Origin of the sequence: Micromonospora sp. NPDC047467 (assembly GCF_040643095.1) — a bacterium.
Classification (GTDB): domain Bacteria; phylum Actinomycetota; class Actinomycetes; order Mycobacteriales; family Micromonosporaceae; genus Micromonospora.
In genome coordinates, this window is the sequence record NZ_JBEYTO010000006.1 from 131750 (window position 1) to 155092 (window position 23343).

The 23343-nt window shown below is 72.6% G+C and carries 25 protein-coding genes; 20 read left to right on the top strand and 5 right to left on the bottom strand.

Going from position 1 to position 23343, the window contains the following annotated elements; genetic code table 11:
* Positions 1-21: 21 nt before the first annotated feature.
* The 6 genes from folB (at position 22) to ABZ780_RS18295 (ending at position 3722) form a co-directional block, all read left to right on the top strand.
* Positions 22-387, top strand: coding sequence for a dihydroneopterin aldolase (gene folB / locus ABZ780_RS18270; protein WP_357009859.1), 366 nt, complete (start codon positions 22-24; stop codon positions 385-387).
* Positions 384-911 (top strand): 2-amino-4-hydroxy-6-hydroxymethyldihydropteridine diphosphokinase, encoded by a 528-nt coding sequence (gene folK, locus ABZ780_RS18275; protein ID WP_357486731.1) that lies wholly within the window; start codon positions 384-386, stop codon positions 909-911. Before folB ends, folK begins: the two co-directional genes overlap by 4 nt.
* Positions 912-930: 19 nt before the next feature.
* Complete coding sequence (locus ABZ780_RS18280; RefSeq protein ID WP_357486733.1) at positions 931-1467, top strand: DUF3180 domain-containing protein; 537 nt, start codon at positions 931-933, stop codon at positions 1465-1467.
* Between the two features lie 120 nt (positions 1468-1587).
* On the top strand, positions 1588-2802 hold the full coding sequence (locus tag ABZ780_RS18285; RefSeq protein ID WP_357009865.1) for an ABC transporter permease: 1215 nt from the start codon (positions 1588-1590) through the stop codon (positions 2800-2802).
* Positions 2803-2853: 51 nt separating this feature from the next.
* Positions 2854-3162 carry a hypothetical protein gene (locus ABZ780_RS18290; protein WP_357009868.1) on the top strand — a complete coding sequence of 103 codons (309 nt, stop codon included), beginning with the start codon at positions 2854-2856 and terminating at the stop codon, positions 3160-3162.
* Positions 3163-3287: 125 nt separating this feature from the next.
* The gene (locus tag ABZ780_RS18295) at positions 3288-3722 is read left to right on the top strand and encodes a hypothetical protein (protein WP_357009871.1); all 435 of its coding nucleotides are present in this window, start codon (positions 3288-3290) and stop codon (positions 3720-3722) included.
* Positions 3723-3731: 9 nt separating this feature from the next.
* On the opposite strand, the gene ABZ780_RS18300 is transcribed toward ABZ780_RS18295, so the two are convergent.
* Positions 3732-4730, bottom strand: coding sequence for an ATP-binding cassette domain-containing protein (locus ABZ780_RS18300; protein ID WP_357486734.1), 999 nt, complete (start codon positions 4728-4730; stop codon positions 3732-3734).
* 2 nt (positions 4731-4732) lie between these two features.
* Here ABZ780_RS18300 and ABZ780_RS18305 point away from each other — a divergent pair, with 2 nt between their 5' ends.
* The 4 genes from ABZ780_RS18305 (at position 4733) to ABZ780_RS18320 (ending at position 9229) form a co-directional block, all read left to right on the top strand.
* A complete protein-coding gene (locus ABZ780_RS18305; RefSeq protein ID WP_357009876.1) occupies positions 4733-5419 on the top strand; it encodes an ABC transporter permease in 687 nt (228 codons plus the stop codon).
* Positions 5416-6153, top strand: a complete 738-nt coding sequence (locus ABZ780_RS18310; protein ID WP_357009879.1) for an ABC transporter permease subunit — start codon at positions 5416-5418, stop codon at positions 6151-6153. Before ABZ780_RS18305 ends, ABZ780_RS18310 begins: the two co-directional genes overlap by 4 nt.
* Before the next feature lie 217 nt (positions 6154-6370).
* Positions 6371-7375, top strand: a complete 1005-nt coding sequence (locus ABZ780_RS18315; protein ID WP_357486736.1) for a glycine betaine ABC transporter substrate-binding protein — start codon at positions 6371-6373, stop codon at positions 7373-7375.
* 108 nt (positions 7376-7483) lie between these two features.
* A complete protein-coding gene (locus ABZ780_RS18320) occupies positions 7484-9229 on the top strand; it encodes a hypothetical protein (protein WP_357486738.1) in 1746 nt (581 codons plus the stop codon).
* Positions 9230-9239: 10 nt separating this feature from the next.
* On the opposite strand, the gene ABZ780_RS18325 is transcribed toward ABZ780_RS18320, so the two are convergent.
* The 3 genes from ABZ780_RS18325 to ABZ780_RS18335 all read right to left on the bottom strand — a co-directional run bounded on the left by ABZ780_RS18325 (position 9240) and on the right by ABZ780_RS18335 (position 12525).
* Positions 9240-10427, bottom strand: coding sequence for an NADH-quinone oxidoreductase subunit D (locus tag ABZ780_RS18325; RefSeq protein ID WP_357009888.1), 1188 nt, complete (start codon positions 10425-10427; stop codon positions 9240-9242).
* Positions 10424-11521 carry an SAM-dependent methyltransferase gene (locus ABZ780_RS18330; protein ID WP_357486740.1) on the bottom strand — a complete coding sequence of 366 codons (1098 nt, stop codon included), beginning with the start codon at positions 11519-11521 and terminating at the stop codon, positions 10424-10426. Before ABZ780_RS18330 ends, ABZ780_RS18325 begins: the two co-directional genes overlap by 4 nt.
* Positions 11522-11613: 92 nt before the next feature.
* Positions 11614-12525, bottom strand: coding sequence for an SDR family oxidoreductase (locus ABZ780_RS18335; protein ID WP_357486742.1), 912 nt, complete (start codon positions 12523-12525; stop codon positions 11614-11616).
* 118 nt (positions 12526-12643) lie between these two features.
* On the opposite strand from ABZ780_RS18335, the gene ABZ780_RS18340 reads away from it, so the two are divergent.
* The 8 genes from ABZ780_RS18340 to ABZ780_RS18375 all read left to right on the top strand — a co-directional run bounded on the left by ABZ780_RS18340 (position 12644) and on the right by ABZ780_RS18375 (position 20085).
* Positions 12644-13216, top strand: a complete 573-nt coding sequence (locus ABZ780_RS18340; RefSeq protein ID WP_357486744.1) for a TetR family transcriptional regulator — start codon at positions 12644-12646, stop codon at positions 13214-13216.
* Positions 13217-13327: 111 nt separating this feature from the next.
* Positions 13328-14302 (top strand): Rossmann-like and DUF2520 domain-containing protein, encoded by a 975-nt coding sequence (locus ABZ780_RS18345; RefSeq protein WP_357486746.1) that lies wholly within the window; start codon positions 13328-13330, stop codon positions 14300-14302.
* Complete coding sequence (panC, locus tag ABZ780_RS18350) at positions 14299-15147, top strand: pantoate--beta-alanine ligase (RefSeq protein WP_357486748.1); 849 nt, start codon at positions 14299-14301, stop codon at positions 15145-15147. Before ABZ780_RS18345 ends, panC begins: the two co-directional genes overlap by 4 nt.
* Before the next feature lie 43 nt (positions 15148-15190).
* Positions 15191-15619, top strand: a complete 429-nt coding sequence (panD, locus tag ABZ780_RS18355) for an aspartate 1-decarboxylase (RefSeq protein WP_357486750.1) — start codon at positions 15191-15193, stop codon at positions 15617-15619.
* 96 nt (positions 15620-15715) lie between these two features.
* Positions 15716-16612 (top strand): septum formation family protein, encoded by an 897-nt coding sequence (locus tag ABZ780_RS18360; protein ID WP_357486752.1) that lies wholly within the window; start codon positions 15716-15718, stop codon positions 16610-16612.
* A 109-nt stretch (positions 16613-16721) separates the two neighbouring features.
* Complete coding sequence (locus tag ABZ780_RS18365) at positions 16722-18416, top strand: L-aspartate oxidase (protein ID WP_357486754.1); 1695 nt, start codon at positions 16722-16724, stop codon at positions 18414-18416.
* Positions 18413-19309, top strand: coding sequence for a carboxylating nicotinate-nucleotide diphosphorylase (gene nadC, locus ABZ780_RS18370; protein ID WP_357486756.1), 897 nt, complete (start codon positions 18413-18415; stop codon positions 19307-19309). The genes ABZ780_RS18365 and nadC overlap by 4 nt, the downstream gene beginning before the upstream one ends.
* Positions 19310-19326: 17 nt before the next feature.
* On the top strand, positions 19327-20085 hold the full coding sequence (locus ABZ780_RS18375) for a type III pantothenate kinase (protein ID WP_357009917.1): 759 nt from the start codon (positions 19327-19329) through the stop codon (positions 20083-20085).
* A 12-nt stretch (positions 20086-20097) separates the two neighbouring features.
* Here the strand turns inward: ABZ780_RS18375 and ABZ780_RS18380 are convergent, their stop codons facing one another.
* Positions 20098-20835: a class I SAM-dependent methyltransferase gene (locus ABZ780_RS18380; RefSeq protein ID WP_357486757.1), complete on the bottom strand. Its 738-nt coding sequence runs from the start codon at positions 20833-20835 to the stop codon at positions 20098-20100.
* Positions 20836-20925: 90 nt separating this feature from the next.
* Between ABZ780_RS18380 and lysS the strand changes: the two genes are divergently transcribed.
* Positions 20926-22434, top strand: coding sequence for a lysine--tRNA ligase (gene lysS / locus ABZ780_RS18385; protein WP_357009923.1), 1509 nt, complete (start codon positions 20926-20928; stop codon positions 22432-22434).
* A 110-nt stretch (positions 22435-22544) separates the two neighbouring features.
* A complete protein-coding gene (locus tag ABZ780_RS18390; protein WP_357009926.1) occupies positions 22545-22889 on the top strand; it encodes an Lsr2 family protein in 345 nt (114 codons plus the stop codon).
* The last annotated feature ends 454 nt before the right edge of the window (positions 22890-23343 follow it).

Here is a 23343-nt window from a genome sequence, read left to right on the forward strand (position 1 = left end):
CGGCCGGCGAGAGGGGAAGCGATGACCGACCGCATTCAGCTGACCGGCCTGCGGGCCCGCGGCCGGCACGGGGTGTACGACTTCGAGCGGGAACAGGGGCAGGACTTCGTGGTCGACGCCGTCCTCGAGTTGGACCTGGCACCGGCCGCCGCCAGCGATGACGTCGCCGCGACGGTCCACTACGGCGAGTTGGCCGAGCGGCTGGTCGCGGTGGTGACCGGCGAGCCGGTCAACCTGATCGAGACCCTCGCGGACCGGCTGCTCGCGGTCTGCCTGGCCGACGAGCGGGTCAGCGCCGCCACGGTCACCGTGCACAAGCCGGAGGCGCCGGTGCCGCACACGTTCACCGACGTGGCTGTCACCATGACCCGGGCGCGTACCCGGTGACCCGGGCCGTGCTGTCGCTCGGCAGCAACCTGGGCGACCGGCTCGACCACCTGCGTACAGCCGTCGCCACGCTCGGCGACGCCGTGCTCCTGGTCTCCGGCGTGTACGAGACTCCACCGTGGGGAGACGCCGACCAGCCCGCGTACCTCAACGCGGTGGTGCTGGCCCAGGACGACGCCGCCAGCCCGCGCGACTGGCTGGAGCGGGCGCGGGCCGCGGAGAGCGCGGCCGGGCGGGTCCGTGACCCGCAGCGGCGGTTCGGGCCGCGCACCCTCGACGTGGACGTGATCGCGGTCTGGGGCGACGACGGCGAGCCGGTGCTCAGCGACGAGGAGGAGCTGATCCTGCCGCACCCCCGGGCGCACCTGCGGGCGTTCGTGCTGCGGCCGTGGATCGACATCCAGCCCTACGGACGGTTGCCCGGCCATGGTTGGCTGACCGACCTGCTAACCGCCGGCCCCGCAGCCGACGACGCGCTGGAACTGCGTCCCCGGCCCGAACTGGCGTTAGAGTCGACGGCATGACCCAGTGGAGCCGGCCGGCATGACGCAGGCGAAGTCCCCACCACCGGGCGGGGGGCCGGGCCCGGACCGGTCACGGATGGGCCCCACCCGCATCTCGACACTGGTCGTGGCGGCCCTCGCCGCGGCGGCAGTGGCCTGGCTGCTGATCAGTTCCTTCTACCGCGGCTTCCCCAAACTGCCCTGGCTGCCGGTGGCGGCACTGGCCGCGCTCGCCGTGCTGGAGGCGTACGCCGCCATCAACACCCGTGGCCGCATCGACCGCAAGCCCGGCCGGGATCCGGTCAACCCGTTGATGGTTGCCCGGTTCGTGGTGTTGGCCAAGGCGTCGGCGCTGGCCGGCGCCATCTTCGCCGGTTTCTATGCCGGGCTCAGCGGCTGGCTCTTCATCGAGCCCACTCGTGCCGCGTCGGAGGACCGGCCGGCCGCCGGCGGCGGGCTGCTGGCGTCGCTGGCGCTGGTCGGCGTCGCGCTCTGGCTGGAGCGATCCTGCCGGGTGCCGGAGCGCCCGGACGACCACGAGCCCGACCAGCGCGAGAGCCGCCCGGGTCAGCGCTGAGCCGAGGGGTTACGTCCGGCTCCGGGCGCGGGTACGGTGCCTGCGATCGGAGAGCAATGGCCGCCCCCGATCCGTCCGTGCGCCGGACCGAGGACGGCCGGCGACTGGGGAGGCGGCGCCATGGGGTACGAAGAAGCGGGCCGGGACCGGCCGATCGAACCCTCGTCAGGGGTTCCCGCCGCCGTCCTGGAGAACGTTTTCGACGACCCCACCCACGGTGAGCCCGGCCGGGACCGCATCGGCGTGCACGTGGGCTGGGAATTCCTGTTGCTGGCCAGCCTGGTCGCCCTGGGCTGGCTGCTCTGGCGGGCCGACCCGGATGTGCTGCGCGGCGCCGCCCTGCGCACACTCCTGGTCAACGCGGTCGGGCTCGGCCTGCTCGCTATCGCCGCCGGCCTGAGCCTGCGCACCGCCGCCCCGAACCTGATCATCGGGCCGGTCGCGGTCGCCGCCGCGCTGCACTACGCGGAGCAGGGCGACCGGGGCCTGATGGCGTCCGTGGGGTCGGCCGTCGTGGTCGCCGCGCTGGGCGGGCTCGTGCTGGCGCTGGCCGTGGTGGTGCTGCAGGTGCCCGGCTGGGCGGCCAGCCTGGCGGGAGCCGCCGGTGTGGTGGTGTACATCGAACGCCGTTCGGCGCCGGTGCTGGTGCAGGGGGACTACGAGCCCTCGCGGACGGCCGGCTACCTCTTCGCCGGCTTCGCCGCCGTCGCGGTCCTCGGCGGGCTGTTCGGCGCGATCCGGTCGATCCGGAAGCTGGTCGGCCGGTACCGACCGGTCGCCGATCCGGCCCGTCGTCGGGGTGCGTTGGCCGCCGTGGTCACCGCGGTCGCGCTGGTCGGCTCCACCGTGCTGGCCGCGCTCGCCGGCATCCTGCTCGCCGCCAACAACCCCGGGCCGGTCACACCCAACTCCGGGCTGGAGTGGACCGTGCTGGCGGTCGGGGTGTCCCTGCTCGGCGGCACCAGCGCGTACGGCCGCCGGGGCGGGGTGTTCGGCACCGTGCTGGCGGTCAGCCTGGTCACCGTCTTCCTGGCGTACGCGCCGGAGCGCGACTGGACGGTGAGTGTCTGGGCGGTCGGTGGTGTGGCGTTCGGCGTCGGGCTGGCGGTGACCCGGCTGGTCGAGAGGTTCGGGCGGCCCCGCCCAGGCAGCGTCGACACGCCCGAGCCGGTCGGCGACGGCGCGATCAGCACGGGCTGGTCGGTGCCCCAGGCGCAGCCGGCCGACAACTGGCCCCCGACGTTGCCGACGCCGCCCGCGCCGCAACCTGTCGACCCGTGGCGTGACCCGCGTTGGGAGGACGGCCCGCGCCGCTGGGACGCCAACGACCGGTGAGCCGCGCCGTCCGTCGAGCCGAAGGTGATCTCGAGCGTTAGGCTCGGCGACATGACCGACACACCTGCCGCCACCGGGGGCGGATCCTCGTTCGAGGAACTCGACGCGCTGTCCACCGAGGAGTTGCGGGAGCGGGCCTTCGCCCGGGCCCGGGAGCGTCGCGACGTGGGCTTCTACTGGTCGGTGCTGCGGCGCCTGCCGAACGCGGACGAGGCGACGGTGCTGGACGGCGCACCGAACTCGATCGGCCCGACCATCGACGAGGCCAACGCGTTGTGGCGGGAGCTGACCGGTCACGGTTACGAGGAGTCGGCGCCGCTGCTGCGGGCCGCCTTCATCGACTACCTGCTGAAGCACTGAGCCGTCCGGGGCAGCCCAGGTCCGCCCGACCGGCCGGTTCGGGGCCTGGGCGGATCAGGGGACTCGTCAGCCGCTCCGGCCCGGTCAGCCGCTACGGCACGGCCGCCGGCACCGGCGCGCTCGCCGTGCTGCTGCTGGTCGGCATCTGCGGCAGCCCGGCGTACACCGGTTGGGCCGCCAACACGCTTACCAGCCCGGACTCGGCCGGTGGCTTCTACCTGCGCCTGCTCGCGTGGCCGGCCTGGCTGCTGGACGCTGACGGGCAGGCCGGCGGATTGTTCGCCGCCAACCTGCGGGCCGTTCTGCTGGTGGTCCTCGCGGTGACCCTGCTCTACCTGCTGCCGGCCGCGCAGGTGGCCCGGGTGCCCGGCTCGATCAGCCAGTTCTTCTCCGGCTGGGCCGCGTACGTGCTCGCCGGTGGGCTCGCCGCCGTGCTGGCGGCGCTGCTCGGCCCGGACCCGTCGCTGCTCGGCGCGCTGCGGGACGCCAGCGCCGGTGCCGGTTACGGCTTCCTCACCGGCTGGATCATCGGCACCGCGAGCCTCGGCGGTCGTGCCTGACCCGACCGGTCAGCCCGTCGACCGGCCGAGGTCGAGCAGGCGCTGCCGACTGAGAGCCCCCACCGGTCGGCCGGCGTCGGTCACCACGAGCCGGTCGTGTCCCGAGGTGAGCAACACCGCCAGCGCGTCGTACGCGGTGCCGTCCAGCGGCACGGTGGGCAGGTCGACGTCGCCGGGCACCGGCTCCAGCGCGTCCCGGTCGAGCGGGGTGACGGCCAGCCGGCGGATGCCGCGGTCGGCGCCGACGAACTCGCGTACGAAGGGGGTTGCGGGCGAGCCGAGCAGGGCGGCAGGCGTGTCGTACTGCTCCAGGTGCCCGCCCTCGGAGAGCACCGCGATCCGGTCGCCGAGCCGGACCGCCTCGTCGAGGTCGTGGGTGACCAGCACGATCGTCTTGCGGACTTCGGCCTGGAGGCGGAGGAACTCCTCCTGGAGTCGGGCCCGGACGATCGGGTCCACGGCCGAGAACGGTTCGTCCATCAGCAGCACCACCGGGTCGGCGGCGAGCGCGCGGGCCACACCGACGCGCTGCCGTTGACCGCCTGACAGCTCGTGCGGGTAGCGACCGCCGAACTGGGCCGGGTCCAACCCGACCAGGTCGAGCAGTTGGTCGACCCGGGTCCGGGTCCGCTCGCGGGACCAGCGGAGCAGGCCCGGCACGGTGGCGACGTTCGCCCGGACCGTCTGATGTGGAAAGAGGCCGACGTTCTGGATCACGTAGCCGATCCGGCGGCGTAGCCGCACCGGGTCGACGTCCGTGACGTCCTCGTCGCCGAGCGTGATCCGGCCGGCGGTCGGCTCGATCAGGCGGTTGATCATGCGGAGCACTGTCGACTTGCCGCAGCCGGACGGCCCGATCAGCACCACCAACTCGCCGGCCTTGACCTCCAGGCTGAGTTCGCGGACGGCGTCAGTGCCGTTCGGGTAACGCTTCTGGATGCCCTGTAGGGAGATCGACGCCGCGCGAGGGGATTCGGCCGCGCCGGGGGCCTCCGGGGTAACGTCCACGTATGTCCTTCCGCCTGAGCTACCGGGCCGACCCGGGTAACCCCTGGTTCTCCTGGCAGTACGTGCGGGACAACTCTGACACGATCGTCGCCGCCTTGCGTGAACACGCCTCCCTCACCGGGCGCGCGGTGCTGATCGCGGTGCTGATCGCCCTGCCGTTGTCGGTGCTCGCGTACTGGGTGCGCCCGCTGGCCGGCCCGATTCTCGGCGTCACCGGCGTGATCTACACCATTCCGTCGCTGGCGCTGTTCGCGTTCATCGCGCCGTACCTGGGCACCGGGACCACCACCGTGCTGGTCGGGTTGGTCCTGTACGCGCTGCTGCTGATCGTCCGCAACGTGGTGGCCGGGCTCAACCAGGTGCCGCCGGAGGTCGGCGAGGCCGCCGAGGGCATGGGCTACGGCCGGTGGAGACGGCTCTTCCGGATCGATCTGCCGCTGGCGATCCCGGGCATCCTGACCGGGCTGCGACTGGCCACCGTCTCGACTGTCGCGCTGGTGACCGTCGGGGTGCTGGTGGGGCACGGCGGGCTCGGCCAGCTGATCTTCGCCGGTTTTCAGAACAACCTCTACAAGGCCGAGATCATGACCGGCACGGTGCTCTGCGTGGCGCTCGCGGTGTTGCTGGACCTGCTGCTGGTCCTCATCGGCCGGCTGATCACCCCCTGGTCTGTCCGAGGTGCCCGGTGAGCGCGGCGGCGAACCCGGTGCACCAGGCGGTGCTCTGGCTCAACGACCCCCTGAACTGGACCAACCCTGGCGGCATCCTGGACCGCCTCGGCGAGCACCTGGTGATCTCCGCCGCCGCGGTCGCGCTCGGCTGCCTGGTGGCCTGGCCGGTCGGGCTCTGGCTCGGGCACGCCGGGCGAGGCGGCGGCCTGGTGGTGCTGGTGTCCAATGCCACCCTGGCCATCCCCACCCTGGCGTTGCTGACCATCCTGCCGCTGACCTTCCTCGGGTTCGGCCGTACCCCGGTGGTGGTGGCGTTGGCCGTCTTCGCGGTCCCGCCGCTGCTGGCCAACGCCTACACCGGCGTACGTCAGGCGGACGCGGAGGCGCGCGACGCCGCCCGCGGGATGGGTCTGTCCGGCGGGCAGTTGCTGCGCCGGGTGGAGCTGCCGCTCGCGGTGCCCTACCTGGCGGCCGGCTTCCGGACCGCCGCCGTGCAGGTGATTGCCACCGCCGCGCTGGCCTCGTTCGTCAACGGCGGCGGGCTCGGCGAGATCATTCGTACCGGGTTCGGGCTGAGCATCGCGGCCGGCGGCGGCCAGATCCTGGCCGGTGGTGTGCTGGTGGCCGGGCTCGCGTTGCTGGCCGAGCTGCTCCTCGGCATCGTCGAACGGCTGGTCACCCCCCGTCCCCTGCGGCGTGGGCGACAGCGCGCCGGGCGGCCCCTGCCCGCCGACGCCACCGGCCGGGCCTGACGCCCGCCCGCCGGTGGCCCGTCCGGGTGAGCGGACGGCGAAGCGGCGACCGGCGGCGGGACGTTCGGTGACGATGCGGTGACGATGCCCATTTCAAGTTGTCGGTCGGTTGCGGACCATGTTGGGTGGATAGTCGCGGGCGGCCGTCAGTCAGGATCGCCCGTCGGACACGCGGCCGGCCCGGGACGGGTCGCGCCGGGACACGGAAGGCGGGCACATGCGCGCACGTACACGTCTGGCGATGGGCGCGATCGGCGCCGTCGCCGGGGCAGCGCTCCTCACCGGCTGCGGTGACGCCGGTTCGTCCGGCACCGACGCGCCGCAGCCGAGCGCGTCCGGCGCCGGGTGCGCCCCGGTCGCCGGCCAGCAGCTCGTGGCACTGGAGGACGACAAGAAGCTCCAGAACTCCGACAACGTCATCCCGGCGGTCAACAGCAAGGCGGCCAACCCGCAGCTGATCGCCGCACTGGACAAGGTTTCCGCGGCGCTCGACACGCCGAAGCTGGTCCAGCTCAACAAGGCCGTCAACGACGACCGCAAGACCCCCAAGGTCGCCGCGGAGGAGTTCGCCGCCGCCAACAACGTCACGGCGGGCATCGCCAAGGGCCCGGGCGGCGAGATCACGGTGGGCGCCGGCAACTTCGCCGAGAGCCAGACGCTGGCCGAGCTGTACCGGATCGCGCTCACCGCGGCCGGCTACCAGGTCAAGGTGCAGCAGATCGGCAACCGGGAGCTCTACGAGCCGGCGCTGGAGAAGGGCGAGGTCCAGGTCATCCCGGAGTACGCGGCGACCATGGCCGAGTTCCTCAACACCAAGGCCAACGGCCCGAACGCCCAGCCGGTCTCCTCACCCGACATCAACACGACGGTGACCGCGCTCAAGGCCGAGGGTGACAAGGTGGGCCTCACGTTCGGTGCCCCCGCCGCCGCGCAGGACCAGAACGCCTTCGCGGTCACCCAGGCCTTCGCCGACAAGTACGGCGTGCGGACCCTCTCCGAGTTCGCCGCGAAGTGCTCCGGCAGCGCGACCGTGCTGGGTGGGCCGCCGGAGTGCCAGCAGCGTCCGTTCTGCAAGCCGGGCCTGGAGAAGACGTACGGGCTCTCGGTGGGCTCGTTCTCCTCGCTCGACCAGGGCGGGCCGCTGACCAAGAACGCGCTGCGTGAGGGCAAGATCAGCGTGGGTCTGATCTTCTCCTCGGACGGCGCCTTCGCCACCAGCTGAACCCACTTTCGGCGTGCTGACGACGCCCCCGTCCCGCCCCGGGACGGGGGCGTCGTACGTCGGGGAGCCCGTTCCATCTAGTGGACATCGTGGGTAGGCTGCACATCCATGCCAGCCCCGGCCACCCCCGACGCCCGGCGTCAACCGCTGCTGCTGACCGTCCTCTTCTGGGTCGGCGTGGGCCTGGCCCCGCTGGCTGCGCTGATCCTGCTGGTCGCGGACGGTAACGGCCCGCTGCGCGTCGCGGCGGTGCTCGCCATCCTGGCGGTGATGCTGATCGGCCTCTCCATCGCGTTGCGGCCCGACGGTGCCGAGGCCTCGGCGCGGGCCGACGAGTTGCTGGACGAGATCGACGAGCTACGGCGGGAGTTGCGCGCCGAGATCGTCGCCGCCGCCCAGCGTGGCAATCAGGCGCTCGACCAGGCGCAGCGGGCCCAGGAGGGGATCGTCGCGGTCCGCCGCCGCCTCGACGCCACCGGCGCCGCCCTGGCCGGTGCTGCCCCGGCGGCAGAGCCGGCCGGTGCCGGTCGTGCGCGGGTGCCGGCTGTCGAACCTGTCGGCCAGGCCCCGGCCGCCCGCAGTCGGGTCCCGGTTCCCGGCGACGCGCCGGCCGCACGTGCTCGGGTGTCGGGCCCGGACGACGCCGCCGCGCGCTGGGGCGGCCCCGAGCGCGCCGACGACGACGAGCCGGCGTACCGCAGCCACGCGGTCGTGGACGCCGGGCCCGAGCCGCCCGCCGCCGGGCTGTACGGCGCCGAGCCACGGGCGACCGGGTTCGGCTCGATCCCCGGCCCCCGCGAGCACGACCGACCCCGCGAGCACGACCGTCCCGAGCCGGTGCACCGGCCGGTCGGCGTGGTCCGGCACACCGAGACCGTCCACGTCACCACCCGGCACACCGTGGTCGATGGCGGGCAGGCCGAGCCGGACGGACGCTATGGCAGCGGGTACACCGGCCAGTGGGCCCCTCCGGCGCAGGAATGGACCCCGCGCGGTGCCGGTCCCCAGGGAGGTGCCCGGGCGGCCGACCGTTCGTGGGGCGACCCGGAGAACCCCCGATCCGCGCACGACGACGACCGCGCCCGTCCCGACCGCGCCCGCGCCCGCCCTGCCCACGACCGCGCCCGCCCCGCTGACGACCGTCCCTGGGGCGCACAGCCCGTGACCCGTGGCGAGTCGACCCGGCCGGACCGGGACGGGCCCGACCTCGGAGCCGACGAGCCGGGCTGGACGGCCCGCCGCGACGACCCGCAGTGGACCGACCCGCGCGACGCGTACGCCCAGCCCGAGGAGCCCGCCTGGGGTGCCCGGTCCCAGCGCGACGACCGCGGCTGGTCCCCGCCGCACGAGCCGGAGCGGGGCAGCGCCGGCGTGCCGCAATCCGGTCCGGCCCTGCGGGCGGACGACACCGGCGAGTACTGGTCGCAGTTGCGGGCCGGTGACCGGTGGGCGGCCGTCCGCGACGATGACACCGGCCGTGAACTGCACGTCGGTGAGCGCCGGGCCGAGGTGCACGCCGACAGCACGGGCACCGAGTATCGGGTGGCCGACCGCTGGGCCTCTGTCCGCCACGAGGACCCGCGCCGCCACGAGGACCCGCGTCGGCACGAGGACCCGCGCCGGCATGACGAGCGCGAGTCGTACCACCGGGCCGAGCCGGAGGGACGGCCGGCGCTGCCGGCGGGTGGGGTGCCCGTGCCGGACGAGTGGCACCCGCCGCGCCAGCGCGGCCACGGGGCGGAACCCGCGCCCGAGCGGGCCGGACGACGGCGGGTCGAGGAACGGTACGGCTATCCACCGCAGGACGACGTGCCACGTGCCGGGGGCGCCCCGACCACCGACCGCTGGCGCTGACCCGCCCGGGTTACTTGTCGATGTCGCCGACCACGAAGAACATCGAGCCGAGGATCGCGATCAGGTCCGGTACGAGGCAGCCGGGGAGCAGGGTGGCCAGCGCCTGCACATTGGCGTACGACGCGGTGCGCAGCTTCAACCGCCAGGGCGTCTTCTCGCCCCGGGACACCAGGTAGTAGCCGTTGATGCCGAGCGGGTTCTCGGTCCACGCGTAGGTGTGCCCCTCCGGGGCCTTCAGCACCTTGGGCAGCCGCGTGTTGATCGGCCCGGTGAGCTGGTCCACCCGGTCCAGGCACCGCTCGGCGAGGTCCAGTGACACGTACACCTGGTCGAGCAGCACCTCGAAGCGAGCGTGACAGTCCCCGGCGGTCTTCGTCACCACCGGAACGTCCAGCTCGTCGTAGGCCAGGTAGGGGTCGTCGCGGCGCAGGTCCAGATCGAGGCCGGAGGCCCGAGCCACCGGCCCGGACGCGCCGAACGCGGCGGCGTCGGCTGCGGACAGCACACCGACCCCCACGGTGCGGGCCATGAAGATCTCGTTGCGCCGGATCAGGTTGTCCAGGTCGGGCAGCCGTCGACGTACCTCGCCGATCGCCGCCCGCGCACGGCCCGTCCAGCCGTAGGGCACCTCCTCCTTCAGGCCGCCCACCCGGTTGAACATGTAGTGGATCCGGCCGCCGGAGACCTCCTCCATCACCGCCTGGATGGTCTCCCGTTCCCGGAACGAATAGAACATCGGCGTGATCGCGCCGATCTCCAGGGGGTAGGAGCCGAGGAACATCAGGTGGTTGAGCACCCGGTTCAGCTCCGCGAGGGCCATCCGCAGCCAGGTGGCGCGCTCCGGCACCTCCATGCCCATCAGGCGTTCCACGGCGAGCACCACGCCCAGCTCGTTGGAGAACGCCGAGAGCCAGTCGTGCCGGTTGGCCAGCACGATGATCTGCCGGTAGTCGCGTACCTCGAAGAGCTTCTCGGCCCCCCGGTGCATGTAGCCGACGATCGGTTCGCAGGCGATCACCCGTTCGCCGTCCAGCACCAGCTTGAGCCGCAACACGCCGTGTGTCGACGGGTGCTGCGGGCCGATGTTCAGCACCATGTCGGTGCCGAGCTGCTCACCGCCGGTCCCGGCGACCAGGCCGGCCCCGGTGCCGACGGTCAGTTCACGAAGGTCCCCGGCGTCGGTGGTCATGCCCGTCATCGTGCCACGGCCGGCCCGAGCCCGATGCCGACCGGTTGGCGCAGCCACCAGTGGCCGCCGAGCCCGGCCGGGTCGGTCAGCTCGGCCACCGCCGACGCGGCGGCCAGCGCCCGCACGTACCCGGCCGGGTCGGTGCCGGCCAGACTCAGCGGGGGTCGGCCGCCGTCGGCCCCGAGCGCCCGCAGCGCCTCCCGCTGTGAGACCAGGGAGTACGCGCACCGGGCGACCGCCGCGCCGGCGGAGGCGACCGAGTCCATGGCCACGTGCGCGGTCACGTCCCTTGTCCCGTCCGGCACCGGCGGCACCTGTCGTCCACTCTGGTACCCGGTCAACGTCCCGTCCACCGGCCGGCTGTCCCGCAGGTGCCCGTAGTCCACGGCCACCGCCAACCCACGTTCGACGCTCTTCACCGCTGCTGCCCAGGCATCGTCCCGTGGTCTGCCGATCTCTGCTCGGTGGCCGCTGTGCGGGGTTTCGCGTGTCGCGTCAGTTGAGGGCCACCAGGTCGTGAGCCATTCGCGATCAGCGGAACTGACCAGCTCACCAACCGTCTCAGCACCACTGTCGGGGTCGACCAGCAGGTACCGCCAGCCATCGGGCGTGTGCACGGCCACGTCCAGCGGGACGTTGTCCAGCCACTCGGTAGCGATCAACAGACCGTTGATCCCCGCAGGAATCTCGGAGACCCACTCGATCTCCTCGGGCAGGTGTTCGGGGCGGGCCGCGTACTCGACCGCTGTGAACCGGACGCGCTCCGCGAGCGACGCACGACCAGCGACGGACGACGGAGCGTCGGGGGACCGACCGGCTGCGGCCCCGGAAACCCCCACCGCGAGCCCGGCGGCGTCTTCGATGGATCGCAGCAGGCCATGCAGAAGCTCCCCGCGCCCAGCGCCCACGTCGACAACGTCGAGCCGGTCAGGATGGCCGAGGGCGGCGTCGACCTGCGCGAGAAGGCGGAGCAGCGCCCTGGCGAAGGCCGGGGAGGCGTGCACGCTGGTCCGGAAGTGGTCGGCCGGCCCGGTGCCGGCCACGAAGAAGCCGTCCGGCCCGTAGAGGGCCAGGCTCATCGCGTCCCGCCACGGGATCGGCATCAGCTCGCTCCGAGTTCAGGGGGCATCACCGTGCCGACCCTACGGCCACCGTCCCGGTGCGACTCCGATCCCCGCCGCGCCGCCGTCGTGGCTCATGCCCGGAAGTAGTGCCCTTCGTGCAGGTCGGCGATCAGGCCGGGGTGGGCAGGGGTCCAGCCCAGCAGTTCGCGCGTGATCGCGGACGACGTGGGATTGTCCATCTGCGCGAACTGCCCGAGGAAGCCGAAGTAGTCGTTCGCCTCGTCGGGGCTGATGCTCCGGACCGGGAGGTCGAGGTTGCGGCCGATGGCGGCGGCGATCTGCCGGAAGGGGACTCCCTCGTCGGCAGCTCCGTGCAGGCGCACACCGGCCGGGGCCTTCTCCAGGGCGAGCCGGTAGAGCTGGGCTGCGTCGAGCGTGTGCACGGCCGGCCACCGGTTGGTGCCCTCGCCGACGTACGCGGCGTACCCGTTCCGCCGGGCCGCCGCGATGATGATGTTGATGAAGCCGTAGCGGTCGAGCGAACTGTGCACCGTGGGCGCGAGCCGGATGATGGAGGAGCGCACCCCGCGCGAGGCGAGGCCGGCCACGAAGTTCTCCGCGTCGATCCGGTAGCCGCCGCCCGGGAAGGTGTCGCGTTCGGTGCCGGGGCGGCCGACGATGCCGCCCATCACGAGCATGGCCGTCCCGCCCGTGCCGACCAGGGGTTTGCCGGAGCCGGCCAGGCCGTCGGCGAGTGCCGTGAGGGCGTCCAGGTCAGCCGAGGCGGCGCCGGCCAGGTCGCCGTTGATCATGAGGTCGTGGCGGAACGCCAGATGGATCACCCCGTCGGAGGCGGCTGCCTCTTCGCGGAGCACGTCGAGGTCGTAAAGATCGCCGCGGCGTGCCTGAGCGCCGATCTTCTCGATCGCGGCTGCGGACGCGTCGGAGCGGGCCAGACCGACAACCTCGTGTCCGGCGGAGAGCAGTTCCGGTACGACTGCCGAGCCGACATGGCCGGAGGCGCCGGTGACGAATACGCGCATGGTGGTTCCTTCGTGAGTGCCGATGTCACATTGCGACATCACCGTACCTCGCCTGATGTCACCACGCGACATCGCGCCGGAAATAATGTCGCGGTGTGACATCGGATACCATCGCCGCATGGCCCGCTGGCAACCGGACGCGCGTGGCCGCCTGGAGGCGGCCGCCTTCGAGCTGTTCCGCGAGCGCGGCTTCGAACAGACCACCGTCGCCGACATCGCCGGCCGTGCCGGCCTCGACAAGCGCACCTTCTACCGGCTCTTCGGGGACAAGCGCGAGGCCCTCTTCAGTGGCAGCGGGCACCTGGAGGAGGTCCTGGCCAAGACGGTGGCCGAGACGGACGCCGGCCCATTCGAGGTGGTCATCGCCGCCTTCGAACGGATGGCGGAGGAGGTCTTCGTCGACCGCCTCGAACTGGTCCGGGCGCGACAGGCCATCATCGAGAGCAGCCCGGAGCTGCAGGAACGCGAACTGCGGAAGATGGGCTCGCTGGTGGCCGCGGTCACCACCGCCCTGCGAGCCAAGGGCCTCGACGAGACCACGGCCACCCTGGCCACCGAGTCGGGTGTCACGGTCTTCCGGGTCGCGTACGCCCGCTGGGTCGCGCCCGGCAGTGACGCCTCGCTCGCCGACCTGATCGCCGAGGTGGCCGCCGAGCTGCGCGCGATCACGTCGCCCCCGGGGAGGCGGTGACGAGAGCCCGCGCGGGGTGGTGAAGGTTTTCACACATCCTGTTTGGGCTCTGCGGCGCGGGAGCATACTTGCGATCGACCGGTACCCCTTCTCGAGGACTGGATCGTCGCCATGAGCGCACCGTTGCGCCCGCGTCCGGCCGCCCAGCTTGGGCCCGCCGCACCGTGGGACCGCGCCGTCACCGGCGCCCCCGTCACCTCCCGTCTGCTCACCGTGGGCGTCGTCGGCGCCGGCCGGGTCGGTGCCGTGCTGGGCGCGGCCCTCGTCGCCGCCGGGCACCGGGTGGTGGCCGTGGCCGGCCGCTCCGGGGCCAGTCGCGCCCGGCTCGCCCTGCTGCTGCCCGAGGTGCCCCGCCGTCCGGTGGACGCCGTCGCCGACGCTGCCGCCGACCTGCTGTTGATCGCCGTGCCGGACGACGTGTTGGCCGGCGTGGTCGCCGACCTCGCCGAGCGGGGCGCGCTGCGTCCGGGCCAGGTGGTCGCGCACACCTCCGGCGCGCACGGGCTGGCCGTGCTGGCCCCGGCCGCAGCGGTCGGCGCCCGCCCGCTCGCCCTGCACCCGGCCATGACCTTCACCGGTACGCCGGACGACCTGGCCCGGCTGGCCGGCATCTCGTACGGGGTGACCGCCCCGGCCGAGCTGCGCCCGCTGGCGGCCCGGCTGGTCGCCGACCTGGGTGGCGTGCCCGAGTGGGTGGCCGAGACGGACCGCCCGCTGTACCACGCCGCGCTGGCACACGGCGCGAACCACCTGGTGACCCTGGTGAACGAGGCGACCGACCGGCTGCGTGACGCCGGGGTGGCCCGGCCGGAGAAGGTGCTCGCCCCGCTGCTGCGGGCCGCCCTGGAGAACGCGCTGCGGCTCGGCGACGACGCGCTGACCGGCCCGGTCTCCCGGGGCGACGCCGGCACGGTCGAGCGGCACCTGGCCCGGCTGGCGGCCACCGCGCCGGAGTCTGTTCCCGCATATCTGGCGTTGGCCCGGCGTACCGCCGACCGGGCGATCGCCGCCGGCCGGCTGCGGCCGGTGGACGCGCAATCGCTGCTGGGTGTGCTGGCTGACAGCGATCGGGGGGTGGCGGCATGACGCAGGTTGTGCACACGCGGGCCGAGTTGGCCGAGGCCCGGGCCGGGCTGAAGGGCACGGTCGGCGTGGTGATGACCATGGGCGCCCTGCACTCCGGGCACGAGACGCTGCTGCGCGCGGCCCGGGAACGGGCCGACCACGTGCTGGTGACGATCTTCGTGAACCCGCTGCAGTTCGGGCCGAACGAGGACTTCGACCGCTATCCGCGCGCCTTCGAGGAGGACCTGGAGGTGTGCCGGCGGGCCGGGGCCGACCTGGTCTTCGCCCCGTCGGTGGCCGACATGTATCCGGACGGCCAGCCCCGGGTGCGTCTCGACCCGGGACCGCTCGGCGCGGAGTTGGAGGGTGCCAGTCGCCCCGGCTTCTTCCACGGTGTGCTCACCGTGGTGCTCAAGCTGCTCCAGCTCACCCGGCCGGATCTGGCGTTCTTCGGCGAGAAGGACTATCAGCAGCTCACCCTGGTCCGGCGGATGGTGCGGGATCTGGACGTGCCGGTCGAGGTGGTGGGCGTACCGACCGTCCGGGAGCCGGACGGGTTGGCGCTGTCCAGCCGCAACCGCTACCTGAGCGAGGCCGAGCGGGCGGCGGCGCTGAGCCTCTCCGCCGCGCTGCGGGCTGGCGGCCGGGCCGCCGACGACGGCCAGGACGCGGGGGCGGTGCTCACCGCCGCGCACGCAGCCTTCGGCACCGGTACGCCCGGTGCTCAGCTCGACTACCTGGTGCTCACCGATCCCGACCTGGAGCCGGGGCCGGTGTCCGGGCCGGCGCGGCTGGTGATCGCCGCGTGGGTGGGCAGCACCCGGTTGATCGACAACGCGGCCATTCACCTCGCCCCGCGCCCCTGAACCGGCCGCGCCCTCCACCACTTTCCCCGAAAGGCCAGCCCCGATGCTGCGGACCATGCTCAAGTCGAAGATCCACCGCGCTACGGTGACCCAGGCGGACCTGCACTACGTCGGCTCGGTGACGGTGGACGAGGACCTGCTCGACGCTGCCGACCTGCTCCCCGGCGAGCAGGTCGCGATCGTGGACGTCACCAACGGCGCCCGGCTGGAGACGTACGTGATCCCGGGTGAGCGGGGCAGCGGCGTGATCGGCATCAACGGTGCCGCCGCCCACCTCGTACACCCCGGTGACCTGGTCATCCTGATCTCGTACGGGCAGATGGACGACGCCGAGGCCCGGTCGTACCGGCCCCGGGTGGTGCACGTGGACGCCGACAACCGGGTCGTCGAGTTGGGTGCCGACCCGGCTGCGGCGGCCCCGGGCACGGCCGGCGACCCGGTGCCCAGCCCGCTGGCCGTGTCCGGCGTCTGATCCCACGCGGCGCGATTCCGGTCTGTCACCGGAAGGTCATTTCCGGTTACCCTTGGCACGCCGTCGGAAGATGGTCGGTGGCTGGGGGAGGCCGCGATGCGCCGTGCCATGACGACCCTGTTCGCCTCTGCCGTCTCGGCGGTGCTGCTGGTGGGCTGTGCCGCGCCCGGTGACCTGGACGGCGACCTGACCGACGACTGGGCGGCGCTGCCGCCGGCCACGGCGTTCACGCCGGCCGCCGGTGTGTGCCAGGCCGCCGACTTCGCCGAGGTGATCACCCTGGCCAGCTATCAGCCGATCGACTGCGCCGGCCCGCACCGGGTGGAGACCGTGCACGTGGGGGCGTTCCCGGCCGAGCAGGCCGCAGCCCCGGCCAACGGGTCGACGGAGCTGCGCGGCGCGTTCGCCGAGTGCGACAGCCGGGCCTCCGGGTACGTGGGCGACGACTGGCGGGCCGGGCGGCTGCGGTTGTCGGTGGCGTTGCCGTCCGGGCCGGGCTGGGCGGCCGGCTCCCGCTGGTTCCGGTGTGACCTCACCGAGCTGACAACGGTCGAGGCGGCGGCCACGGTCGTGGTCCGGTCGGGCAGTCTGCGGGACGCGTTGAAGGTGGCCTCCGGGCTGCGGTTGGGCTGTCAGCAGACCCGTGGCGGGGCAGGCGCGGGTGTGCGAACGCTGGTGCCGGTGGAGTGCGGCACGCAGCACGACGCCGAGTTCGTCGGGGTGTGGCGTGCACCGGACAAGCCGTACCCGGCCAAGGACGCCGACTGGGTGCCGCTCTACGACGGGTGCCGCAGCGTCCTCGGCCGGTACGTCGGCGTCCCGAACGACGTCCACCTGCGGTTCCGCAGCGGCGTGGTGGTGCGTCCGCCGGGTGCGGGGCGCTGGCGGGTCGGTGATCGGGGTGTCCGCTGCTACCTGTGGCTCAGCGACCGTACGGTGACCGCCTCGCTGCGGGGCGTCGGCCCGGCTGGCCTGCCGGTCCGGACGAAGTGACCGGGGCCCGCCGGTCGGCGCGGCGCTGCCGCCGTCGGACGGGGTAGCCCAAACCACTCGTCCCGCCCCCGTCGCCCCCGAGCGAGGATGGTTCGGGTTGACTGGGGGGATGGACCTTCCGACCGTCGATCTGCCGGCCCTGCCCCCGAAGCTGGCCGCTCCCGCGCCCGGCTGGGTGGAGACCACCGACGTGATCGTCGTGGGCTCCGGGGTGGCCGGGTTGACCGCCGCGCTGCATCTGCGTGAGGCGGGTCTGCACGTCACGGTCGTCACCAAGGTCAACATTGACGACGGCTCGACCCGGTGGGCGCAGGGTGGCATCGCGGCCGTGCTCGACCCGGCGGACACCCCGGCGGCGCACGCCCGGGACACCGAGATCGCCGGGGTGGGGCTCTGCGACCCGGCGGCGGTCCGGGCACTGGTCGAGGAGGGCCCGACCCGGCTGCGGGAGCTGATCCGGATCGGCGCCGAGTTCGACCGCCACCCCGACGGCTCGCTGATGCTGACCCGCGAGGGCGGCCACCGGGCGGATCGGATCGTGCACGCCGGTGGCGACGCGACAGGCGCCGAGGTGCAGCGGGCCCTGCACGCGGCGGTGCAGCGCGACCCGTGGATCCGGCTGGTGGAGCACGCGCTGGTGCTGGACCTGTTGCGAGCGCCAGGCGACGGCCCGGACGGCCTCGGCCCGGCCTGCGGGATCACCCTGCACGTGCTGGGCGAGGGCAGCGAGGACGGTGTCGGCGCGCTGCTGGCCCGTGCGGTGGTCCTGGCCACCGGGGGAATGGGGCAGGTCTTCGCGGCCACCACCAACCCGGCGGTCTCCACCGGCGACGGCGTGGCGCTGGCGATGCGGGCCGGCGCGGCGGTGACCGACGTCGAGTTCGTCCAGTTCCACCCGACCGCCCTGATCACCCCGCCTGGTGCGGGGGTGCCCGGCGCCGGGCACGCGCAGCAGCCGCTCGTCTCCGAGGCGCTGCGCGGCGAGGGCGCGTACCTGGTGGACTCCGACGGCAAACGGTTCATGGTGGGCCAGCACGAGTTGGCCGAGCTGGCTCCCCGGGACGTGGTGGCCAAGGGCATCCACCGGGTGCTGCTGGCCAACGGCGCGGACCACGTCTTCCTCGATGCCCGGCACCTGGGTGGGGCCTTCCTGGCCGGGCGGTTCCCGACCATCGTGGCGTCCTGCCTGGCGATCGGCGTGGACCCGGCCACCGACCTGATCCCGGTGGCGCCGGCCGCGCACTACGCGTCCGGCGGCGTCCGCACCGACCTGCGCGGCCGCACCTCCATCCCCGGCCTGTACGCCTGCGGCGAGGTCGCCTGCACGGGTGTGCACGGTGCGAACCGGCTGGCCAGCAACTCGCTGCTGGAGGGCCTGGTCTTCTCCCGGCGAATCGCCGAGGACATCGCCGCCGGCCTGCCCGAGCAGGTTCAGCCGGCGGACACCGGCGCCTGGCGCGGGGGCGAGGGCTGGGTGCTGCCGGCCGAGGCGACGCCGACCCTGCAACGGGCCATGACGCGGGGAGCCGGGGTGCTCCGCTCCGCCGCGACGCTGGCCGAGACGGCGGGGACGCTGACCGAGCTGGGCGTTGCCCGGGGCCGGCCGCGGACGGCCGACTGGGAGGCGACCAACCTGCTCACGGTGGCGTCGACGCTGGTGGCCGCCGCGTACGCGCGCACCGAGACGCGGGGATGCCACTGGCGGGAGGACTTCCCGACGGCCGACGAGCGGTGGCTGGGCCATCTGGTCGGGGCGGTCGGGGCGCAGGGCGGGTTGACGCAGCAATGGGAGGGACGTTCATGACAGAGTCGACGCAGGCGGCGTTGCGGGCGGCTGGACTGGATCCGGCACAGGTACGGCAGGTGATCGAGAACACGCTGGTCGAGGATCTGGGGCCGGATTTCCTCGACGTCACAAGCGTGGCGACCATCCCGGCGGAGCAGAGCGACACCGCCGACCTGGTGGCTCGCGCGGACGGTGTGCTGGCCGGGTTGGCCGTGGCCGCCGCCGTGTTCGAGCTGGTCGGCGAGGTGACCGGGTTCGGGCGTACCGTCGAGGTGTCGCAGTTGGCCCGCGACGGTGAGCGGGTGGCCCGCAGCGACGTGCTGGCGACGGTGACCGGCCCGACCCGGCTGCTGTTGACGGCCGAGCGGACGGCGCTCAACCTGCTCTGCCGGATGTCCGGGGTGGCCACCCACACCCGCGCCTGGGCGGACGCCCTCGCGGGCACGAAGGCGATGGTGCTGGACACCCGCAAGACGACGCCGGGGCTGCGGGCGCTGGAGAAGTACGCGGTGCGGGCCGGTGGGGGCACCAACAAGCGGATGGGCCTCTACGACGTCGCCATGATCAAGGACAACCACAAGCTGGCGGCCGGGGGCATCACCGCGGCGTACCGGCGGGTCCGGGAGGCGTTCCCGGAGGTGCCGGTGCAGGTCGAGGTGACAACGGTCGCCGAGGCGGTGGAGGCGGTGGAGGCCGGTGCGGCGTTCCTGCTCTGCGACAACATGACGCCGGAGGTGCTGGCCGAGGCGGTGACCGCGGTGGGTGACCGGGCGGAGCTGGAGGCGACCGGCGGGCTGACCCTTGAGGTGGCCAGCCGGTACGCGGCCACCGGCGTCGACTTCCTCTCGGTGGGTGCGCTGACCCATTCGTCGCCGATCCTGGACATCGCGCTGGACCTGCGCACGGAATAGTTGTCTAGGCTGCGTGCGTGCTGCTCTGCATCGACATCGGAAACACCAACACCGTGCTGGCGACCTTCGACGGCGACAAGCTGGTGCACTCCTGGCGGATCAAGACCGATGCCCGCTCGACGGCGGACGAGCTGGGCCTGAAGTTCCGGGGCCTGCTCGCCGCGGACAACGTCGAGATCACCGGCGTGGCCGCCTGCTCCACGGTGCCGGCCGCGCTGCGGTCGCTGCGGACCATGCTCGGCCGTTACTACGCCGACGTGCCGAGCGTGATCGTCGAGCCCGGGGTGCGGACGGGTGTGCAGTTGGCGATCGACAACCCGAAGGAGGTGGGCGCCGACCGGGTGGTGAACACGCTTGCCGCGTACACCCTCTACGGCGGGCCGTCGATCGTGGTGGACTTCGGCACGACAACCAACTTCGACGTGATCAGCGGTCGGGGCGAGTTCCTCGGAGGGGCGTTCGCCCCGGGCATCGAGATCTCCTTCGACGCGCTGGCCGCCCGGGCCGCCCAGCTGCGCAAGGTCGAGGCGACCAAGCCCCGCTCGGTGATCGGCAAGAACACCGTGGAGTGCCTCCAATCCGGCCTGTACTTCGGCTTCGCCGGCCAGGTGGATCGGATCGTCGAGCGGATGACCGAGGAGTTGGGTGAGGTGAAGGCGGTGATCGCCACCGGCGGCCTCGCCTCCCTGGTGATCAACGAGTGCCACAGCATCACCCACCACGAGCCGATGATCACGCTGATCGGTCTGCGGATGGTCTACGACCGCAATCTCTGACGCCGGTGGGGCTCAGCGCCGCCGGGCGCGCAGGACGATCGTGCGGTATGGCAGCTCGACGGCCTCCCGACCGGCCAGGTCCGGGTGGCTGTCCAGGAGGTGCCGCAGCTCCCGCTCGACCCGCTGCCGGTCCGTGCTGGACGCGGTGAGCCAGTACGAGCGGGTGCGGATCATCCCGAGCACCCCGTCGGGGGTGAGCGTGGTGCGGTGGGTGAACTCGCCGAGCTCGATGGCGTCGAAGGCCGGGCCGAAGTCGGTGTAGCTCTCGATCAGGTTGGCGGACTTCTCCCCGATGTGGGCGATCCGGCTCAGCTCCGCCACCCAGTCGAGCCGGTCGTCCCGGACGTTCCAGATCGGCGCGAAGGCGCCGCCGGGCCGGAGTACGCGGGCGATCTCGGCGTGCGCGGGCTCCCGGTCGAACCAGTGGTAGGCCGTGCCGACCAGCACCGCGTCCGCCGCGCCGTCGGGCAGCGGCACGGCCTCGGCGCTGCCCGCGAGCGCCGTCGTGCCCGGCGTGGCGTCCGCGAGTTGCGCTCGCATCCCCGGATCTGGCTCGACGGGTACGACCTCATGGCCGAGGGCCAGCAGGGCGCGGGTCAGGATGCCCGTGCCCGCGCCCAGGTCGACCACCCGGGCGTCGCTCAACCCATCAAGTGCCCAGCGGACCGCCGCTTCCGGATAACGGGGTCGAAACCGGTCGTAATCGCTCGCCGCAGCGCCAAAGGAGAGGGCGTGAGTGTGATCGACCATGGCGGGCAGGTTATCCGGTAACGACCCCCGGAACGCTTGAGTACGCTCGGGCCTGACCCCCCGTAATCTTTCGTGACGAGGAAGCGTGCCGTGAGCGAGCAGAACGCCGTGCCAGTGGACCCCGCCGACGACCTTCCCGAGCAGATGAAGGTCCGCCGGGAGAAGCGGGACCGGATGCTCGCCGAGGGCATCGAGCCGTACCCGGTCGGTTTCTCCCGGACGACCACCCTCGCCGAGATCCGCGCGAAGTACGCCGACCTGGCCACGGACACCGCGACCGGCGACCAGGTCTCGGTCACGGGCCGGGTGATCTTCGTACGCAACACCGGAAAGCTCTGCTTCGCGACCCTGCGCGACGGTGACGGCACCGAGTTGCAGGCGATGCTCTCCCTGGACCGGGTCGGGCCGGAGCGGCTGGAGGCCTGGAAGCGCCTGGTCGACCTCGGTGACCACGTCGGCGTGACCGGTGAGGTGATCACCAGCCGCCGGGGTGAGTTGTCCGTGCTGGCCGAGCGGTGGGACATGACCGCCAAGGCGCTGCGGCCACTGCCGGTGGCGCACAAGCCGCTCTCCGAGGAGGCCCGGGTCCGGCAGCGCTACGTCGACCTGATCGTCCGGCCGCAGGCCCGGCAGATGGTCCGTACCCGCGCCGCGGCGGTGCGCAGTCTCCGCGATTCACTGCACGGGCAGGGTTACATCGAGGTGGAAACGCCGATGCTACAACTGTTGCATGGTGGAGCAGCGGCCCGACCGTTCGTGACCCACAGCAATGCGTTGAGTACGGATCTGTATCTGCGAATCGCCCCGGAACTGTTTCTCAAGCGCGCCGTGGTCGGCGGCGTCGATCGCGTCTTCGAGATCAACCGCAACTTCCGTAATGAGGGCGTCGACTCTTCGCACTCGCCCGAGTTCGCGATGCTGGAGACCTACCAGGCGTACGGCGACTACGACACGATGGCCGAGTTGACCCGCAATCTCGTGCAACAGGCGGCGATCGCGGTCGGCGGCTCGACCGTGGTGACCCACGCGGACGGGCGTGAGTTCGACCTCGGCGGCGAGTGGCGCTCGGTGACACTCTTCGGAGTCCTTTCAGAGGCGCTCGGCGAGGAGGTCACGGTCCGCACCGAACGGTCCCGTCTGGTGGAGTATGCCGACAAGGTGGGATTGGCCGTCGACCCGAAGTGGGGCCCGGGCAAGCTGGCCGAGGAACTGTTCGAGGAACTGGTCGTGCCCGGCCTGGAGGCGCCCACCTTCGTTCGGGACTACCCGGAGGAGACCAGCCCGCTGACCCGGGCGCACCGCACCGAGCCGGGCCTGGCGGAGAAGTGGGACCTCTACGTGCTCGGCTTCGAGCTGGGCACCGCGTACTCCGAGCTGGTCGACCCGGTGGTGCAGCGGGAACGGCTGCTGGCCCAGGCGCAGCTCGCCGCCCGAGGCGACGACGAGGCGATGCGTCTCGATGAGGACTTTCTCCGGGCGATGGAGTACGGAATGCCGCCGGCGGGCGGTATGGGAATGGGAATCGACCGGCTGTTGATGGCCCTGACGGGCCTCGGAATTCGGGAAACGATCCTCTTCCCGCTGGTCCGCCCGGAGTAGTCACAGCTGGCTCTCAGCGAGTCGGAACCGCATCCCATTGACGAGGCGAGCAGTGCGGGGGTTATTGTGCTCTCGTTAGCAGGGCACCCTGCTTGAAAGGAATGTGGGACGTGGCCAAGCAAATCATTCACAAGCTGGTCGATGACCTGGACGGCGGGGACGCTGACGAGACCGTCAAGTTCGCGCTCGACGGCGTTCAGTACGAGATCGACCTGTCCGGTGTCAACGCCGCGAAATTGCGCGACGTATTCGCGCCGTACGTCGGCGCGGGCACCAAGGTGGGTCGCGGTGGCGTGGTGATCGGTGGACGGGCTGCCCGCGGCAGGGGTGGCGCGACCGCCGACCGGGAGCAGAACAAGGCGATCCGGGAGTGGGCCAAGAAGGCCGGCAAGGACATCTCGGATCGGGGTCGTATCCCGCAGGAGATCGTCGACGAGTATCACGCCAAGCGCTGATCCGTTCAGCAATTGGTGGCCGGCGGCCACCGAGGGCGACACCGACGCCGGGCCGGAGATTCTCCGGGCCGGCGTCGCCGTGTGAAGGGACGGGCCCGGCGGTGCCGGCCGGGTTCGCGGCCCGGGGAAGCTTTCGGGCCGGACCGACGTTGTCCACAACCAGTGGAGTGGAAATCCACAGCCTGTGGATAACTCCCTGAGGGCCGCGCGTGGTGCTCGTCGCCGGCGCCGGTCCGCCCTCCGCAGGGCCCCGGAGACGCTCCGAGGGCCGGGAGAGGGCTTCTGTCGCGCCGGTCGGATTTCGCTCTGCGCGTAGCGACAGGGGTACCGGAACACCTCCTGAGCGCGGACGGTTGTGTAAAACGACGTGGAACTGACCCAGAGCAGAGACACACGACCTCAGCTGAGTCGGTCAGCGACGATAGAGTAAGGAGGCACGGACGCCCGTCCTGGA

What these genes read in the sequence shown, in the direction of transcription:
- folB (WP_357009859.1), top strand. Translation starts at nt 22, where the DNA reads ATGACCGACCGCATTCAGCTGACCGGCCTGCGGGCCCGCGGCCGGCAC.
- ABZ780_RS18280 (WP_357486733.1), top strand. Translation starts at nt 931, where the DNA reads ATGACGCAGGCGAAGTCCCCACCACCGGGCGGGGGGCCGGGCCCGGAC.
- ABZ780_RS18285 (WP_357009865.1), top strand. Translation starts at nt 1,588, where the DNA reads ATGGGGTACGAAGAAGCGGGCCGGGACCGGCCGATCGAACCCTCGTCA.
- ABZ780_RS18290 (WP_357009868.1), top strand. Translation starts at nt 2,854, where the DNA reads ATGACCGACACACCTGCCGCCACCGGGGGCGGATCCTCGTTCGAGGAA.
- ABZ780_RS18305 (WP_357009876.1), top strand. Translation starts at nt 4,733, where the DNA reads ATGTCCTTCCGCCTGAGCTACCGGGCCGACCCGGGTAACCCCTGGTTC.
- ABZ780_RS18315 (WP_357486736.1), top strand. Translation starts at nt 6,371, where the DNA reads ATGCGCGCACGTACACGTCTGGCGATGGGCGCGATCGGCGCCGTCGCC.
- ABZ780_RS18320 (WP_357486738.1), top strand. Translation starts at nt 7,484, where the DNA reads ATGCCAGCCCCGGCCACCCCCGACGCCCGGCGTCAACCGCTGCTGCTG.
- ABZ780_RS18325 (WP_357009888.1), bottom strand. Translation starts at nt 10,427, where the DNA reads ATGACGGGCATGACCACCGACGCCGGGGACCTTCGTGAACTGACCGTC.
- ABZ780_RS18330 (WP_357486740.1), bottom strand. Translation starts at nt 11,521, where the DNA reads ATGCCGATCCCGTGGCGGGACGCGATGAGCCTGGCCCTCTACGGGCCG.
- ABZ780_RS18335 (WP_357486742.1), bottom strand. Translation starts at nt 12,525, where the DNA reads ATGCGCGTATTCGTCACCGGCGCCTCCGGCCATGTCGGCTCGGCAGTC.
- ABZ780_RS18340 (WP_357486744.1), top strand. Translation starts at nt 12,644, where the DNA reads ATGGCCCGCTGGCAACCGGACGCGCGTGGCCGCCTGGAGGCGGCCGCC.
- ABZ780_RS18345 (WP_357486746.1), top strand. Translation starts at nt 13,328, where the DNA reads ATGAGCGCACCGTTGCGCCCGCGTCCGGCCGCCCAGCTTGGGCCCGCC.
- panC (WP_357486748.1), top strand. Translation starts at nt 14,299, where the DNA reads ATGACGCAGGTTGTGCACACGCGGGCCGAGTTGGCCGAGGCCCGGGCC.
- panD (WP_357486750.1), top strand. Translation starts at nt 15,191, where the DNA reads ATGCTGCGGACCATGCTCAAGTCGAAGATCCACCGCGCTACGGTGACC.
- ABZ780_RS18360 (WP_357486752.1), top strand. Translation starts at nt 15,716, where the DNA reads ATGCGCCGTGCCATGACGACCCTGTTCGCCTCTGCCGTCTCGGCGGTG.
- ABZ780_RS18365 (WP_357486754.1), top strand. Translation starts at nt 16,722, where the DNA reads ATGGACCTTCCGACCGTCGATCTGCCGGCCCTGCCCCCGAAGCTGGCC.
- nadC (WP_357486756.1), top strand. Translation starts at nt 18,413, where the DNA reads ATGACAGAGTCGACGCAGGCGGCGTTGCGGGCGGCTGGACTGGATCCG.
- ABZ780_RS18380 (WP_357486757.1), bottom strand. Translation starts at nt 20,835, where the DNA reads ATGGTCGATCACACTCACGCCCTCTCCTTTGGCGCTGCGGCGAGCGAT.